General features: G+C 59.4%; 3 protein-coding genes. All 3 read right to left on the bottom strand.

Translation table 11 applies throughout. The features are described from left to right. Window positions 1-229: 229 nt before the first annotated feature. Window positions 230-1330 (bottom strand): UDP-N-acetylglucosamine 2-epimerase (non-hydrolyzing), encoded by a 1101-nt coding sequence (locus FJ404_19380; protein ID MBM3825013.1) that lies wholly within the window; start codon window positions 1328-1330, stop codon window positions 230-232. Further along, window positions 1327-3468, bottom strand: coding sequence for a zinc-binding dehydrogenase (locus FJ404_19385; GenBank protein ID MBM3825014.1), 2142 nt, complete (start codon window positions 3466-3468; stop codon window positions 1327-1329). Before FJ404_19385 ends, FJ404_19380 begins: the two co-directional genes overlap by 4 nt. Before the next feature lie 36 nt (window positions 3469-3504). Then, a partial coding sequence (locus FJ404_19390; protein ID MBM3825015.1) for an asparagine synthetase B occupies window positions 3505-4523 on the bottom strand: 1019 nt, incomplete at its 5' end.

A 4523-nucleotide genomic window follows, 5' to 3' on the forward strand; every position in this document is an offset into this window, starting at 1 on the left:
TCGTGGTAAGAGCCCGTGTCAGCGAGCTTGGAGTCCGAGAGGTGGCGGTCCAACGGCCAGTCCGACCAGGAACCGGATGGCATCGCCCGCTCCAAGTGACCCAGCCGCTGCTGACCCACCAACCACGCACGATAGCTCAGCCAGCGAGGCCCCAACTTCCTGGCGATGTCCAGCAGGTCCCGCGCCCGCGACTTCAGCCCCGCCCTGCGCAGTTCCCGCATTCCAGCCTTCACCGCGGGTCCACAAGCAAACGCTCGAGATGTTCGACAATCCGACGGCCGGCCCGCCCATCCCATCGGTCCGGAACACGCCCTTTCTTCCAGTCCCCGGCGAAGACGCGGTCCAAAGCCGGGGAAAGTGCGCGCGGATCCGTGCCCAGCAGTTCGTTCGTGCCTTGGGTGACCGTTTCCGGACGCTCCGTCGTGTCCCGGAGCGTCAGGCATGGCACGCCAAGCACCGTGGTCTCCTCCGTCACCCCACCGGAGTCTGTCACCACAGCGAGCGCGTTCTTGACCAGATAATTGAACTCCAGATAACCCATGGGCTCCACATAGTGCAGACGGGGTGCTCGTTGGGAAATGCTTTGGAAGACGCGGGCGGTTCGAGGATGCATGGGAAAAACCACCGGCAATCCTTTCGCGGCGGTGGACATGGCATCCAGAATCCGTAACAGATTTTCAGGATGATCCACGTTCCCGGGACGGTGCAGCGTCACGACAAGGTAATTCCGGGATTCCAGTTTCAACGGGAGCCAGCACTCCGGAGGCCGCAGTCGGGGCAACTGCTTGAGCAGCGTGTCAATCATGGTATTGCCGACGAAGAAAATGCGCGATGACTCCACTCCGCTGCGCCTCAAATTTTCATTGGCGGTTTCACTGGTCGTGAAAAACCAATTGGTCACCGCGTCCGTCACCAGACGATTGATCTCCTCCGGCATGCGCCAGTCTCCGGATCGAATACCCGCCTCAACATGCGCCACTCGCAGTTGATGCTTCTGCGCCGTGACGGCGCACGCCATGGTCGATGTGATGTCCCCGACGACGAGGCAAAGATCGCTGCGATCACGCAGGAGCAACCTTTCGTAGCCAATCATGATGCCCGCCGTTTGTTCGGCATGAGAACCCGAGCCTACCTCGAGGTTGACTTGCGGCTCCGGCAAACCGAGTTGAGCAAAAAACTCCCCGGACATGGACCGGTCATAATGCTGGCCGGTATGAATCAAACGATACGTTAATCGTGACCCTCGCAAAGCCGCGTCATCAAGTGCCTCCACCAAGGAGGCAATCTTCATGAAATTGGGCCTCGCCCCCGCAATGAGATCAATTCTCACGAACCATCCCTCTGGTAACTCCGTCCGCCAGCAAGGGCCAGGCTCACCTCGGCGACTTCAATCAATTCTTCAAATGGAATCGGGCTCGGTTGGCCCTCCTTCACCGCCTTCACGAGCGCGGCCATCTCGGCCTGATGTCCCTTGTCTTGGCTCCAAAGCCGTTGGCCCCTGAATCCCGGCCAGCCAAATCCCCGCAAGGTCCTGAAATTGTCGAGCTGCAAGATCCCACCGCCACAAAAAACCTCCAGCCTCTCCTTGGGAAACGACTTGGACCCGTTCGCCCAGTAATGAATGGTTCCAATAGACCCGTCCTCAAAAAGAAACTGCAGGGTCGCCACATCCCGCGTGTCCGGCGCCAGTCCCTCCACGAAGACAATGGAGGCTTGCGCGATGGGCACCCCGGCCAGGGAACGCAGCAGGTCAATGTAATGAACGGCCTCGCCAAGAATCCGGCCTCCTCCCGCCGCGGCGTCCTGGGTCCAATGATGGGCGGGAATCGCTCCGGCATTGGCCATGATGCAGAACGCCCTGGGTCCGCAGCGGCCCGCGAGCAAGGCCTTGATCTTGACGATATGCGGCGCGTATCGGCGGTTAAAGCCCACCATCAGAAACGGATTTCGTGCCGACGTGTAGGCTTTTCGTATGTCGGCCAGTTCTTCCCCGGTCAAACAGAGCGGTTTTTCAACATAGGTGCGCTTGCCGGCGGAGAGCGATTGCACGACGAGTGACGCATGATGTTCATGCCGTGTCGCAATGATCAGCACGTTGATGCTGGGATCCTCCAGGGGGACACGAGGGTCGGTGCTGGAAAGCTCAAACCCAAACTTCTTCCCCCAGTGGGTCCCGCTCACGCCCCCGCTGGAGACAAGGGTTCGCAGACGCGCCCCGGTTCTCGCAAGCGATGGGAGCAGCACTTGTCCGGAGAAATTCCCCGCTCCGAGAACTCCGACGACCACTTCGCCTGCCACGACCGGCCCGCCCGAATCCAGGGCCACTGTTCGGGCGGGCATGCCTGGATCCGTGGATGGATCCGGTCCTGGATACTGGAGCACAATCCCCAGGCTCTGTTCGCAAGCCACCACTTCATAAGCTTGTTCAGCTTCCGCGATGGGGAAACGATGCGTGATCAGCGGATCGATTTGGAGCCGCCGGTTTTCCACGAGTTCAAGCACGGCTTCCACATTGCGCTGCAAGGTCCATCGCACGAACCCAAACGGGTAATCCCGGCCCTTGTCTTCATAATCCGAATCATAGCGACCGGGTCCATAAGAGCAGGAGACCTGGAATGTGAGTTCCTTCTCGTAAAAATCCGACCGCGCAAGGGATAACCCCGCCACCCCGACGAGGACGATGCGCCCTCGCTTGCGGCACATGCTTGCGGCTTGATGAACCGGCTCGTTGCTTGAAGTGGCCGCCGTGATTAAGACCGCATCCACGCCTCTTCCCTGGGTCGCCTCCATGGCCACCGCGACAGGATCGGTTCCCTTGGATAAATCCACGGTGGTCACCCCCCAGGCCTGCGCAAGCGCACAGCGACCGGAGTCAAAATCAATTCCGATGACCCGGCATCCGTGAGCCAATGCCAGTTGGACGGTCAGGAGCCCAATGAGTCCCAATCCCGTCACGACGATGGTTTCCCCGAGCGTGGGCACTGCAAGCCGCAGACCTTGCAATCCAATCGCTCCCACCATGGCGAAGGTCGCTTGTTCGTCCGAAACACCCTCGGGAATACGCGCACAGAGGTTTTTGGGCACTGCCACCCACTCCGCATGCTTCCCGTTGCTGATCACCCGGTCGCCCGGGGAGAATCCATCCACGCATGCACCTGCGCGAACCACCCGGCCGGCGTTGCAATATCCCAACGCTAACGGTTGATCGAGCTTGCTCTGCACCGCGGAAAGGGTCGCTGCCAGGCCATCCGTCTTCGCCTTCTCCAGGACCATTTTGACCTTGTCGGGCTGCTGGCGGGCTTTTCCGATCCAATTCGCCCTTCCAAATCCAACGAGGCTGCGCTCCGTTCCAGCAGAAATCAGGGATGCGGACGTCCGAATGAGCAACTGGCCAGCCCCTGCTGCAGGCACAGGGACCTCGGCCAACTCGGTCCGGCCGGTTTTCAAACTTTGCAGAATCTGTTTCATTTCGCCAGGACGGGTATTCCTCCGCCCATTACGTTTTCAGTGGGAAAGGCTTAATGGCCGCACGGGCCGCTGATCCAGAAAATGTTGGCACCACAACTCAACGCAAATGAGCGATAACAGCGTGTAACTTGCATCCACTTTGCCTTTGTCATTGTCCGCCATGAGCTGCTGGACTGCATGGGGTTCAAACAGTCCCCTCCTTCTCAAACAAGGCTCGGAAAGCAAGTCTCCCAGCAATTCCCGGAGCTCGAATCGAATCCACCGACGCAAGGGAGCCCCAAAACCGCTCTTCGGACGATAGATGATGGAACGAGGCAAATAGGGCTCCATCGCCTTTTTGAAGATCCACTTGCTTTCACCCCCTTTTTGTTTGAAGCGAAACGGAATTCGGGCGGCGAATTCAGCAAGTTCCAAGTCCAAATAGGGCACTCTCGTTTCGACACCCACGGCCATCGACATCTTGTCCGTGTAGATAAGATTGTGATCGGCCAGGAAGAACCGCTGTTCCAAAGCCAGCATGCGATCCAGGGGCTCCTTCGAGGGAGGAAGCTTCTCGAGAAACTCCAACATGGGTTGCTCGGCTCTTTCCGCTCCAAGCGCGGCCACAAAATCCTTGCTGAGGAGTGGCAGCAAATCATCGTGGGACATCCACAGAAAATAGTTGATCAACCGGCGGTCACCGGCCAACGCCGCCCCGTCAAAAAGTTTTCCAAGCCGCCTCAGGGTGGGTCTCCGCTTGTCCAGCATTCCCGTGACCTGCGAGAGGCGCTTGCGAAATTCAACGGGAAGCCAGGTCCAGACGGCTTCCGCGCCCACAGCCCGATGCCGGCGATACCCGGTGAATAGATCGTCGCCGCCGGCGCCCGAAAGCAAAACCTTGACCCCCATCTCGCGGGCTCGACGGCTGATATAGAGCACATTCAGAGCTGCTGGGTCCGCCAAGGGCTCATCCAACTGCACCACCATCGACATGAGATCGGCCGCCATACGGGAGGAATCGACCGTCACCACCTCCAAGGGCACTCCCAAATGAGCGGCGACCTGCCTGGCGTGAG

This window comes from Verrucomicrobiota bacterium, from assembly GCA_016871495.1.
Classification (GTDB): domain Bacteria; phylum Verrucomicrobiota; class Verrucomicrobiia; order Limisphaerales; family VHDF01; genus VHDF01.

Excerpts from the sequence above, each read along its gene's own strand:
- FJ404_19385 (MBM3825014.1), bottom strand. The coding sequence starts at position 3,468 with ATGAAACAGATTCTGCAAAGTTTGAAAACCGGCCGGACCGAGTTGGCC.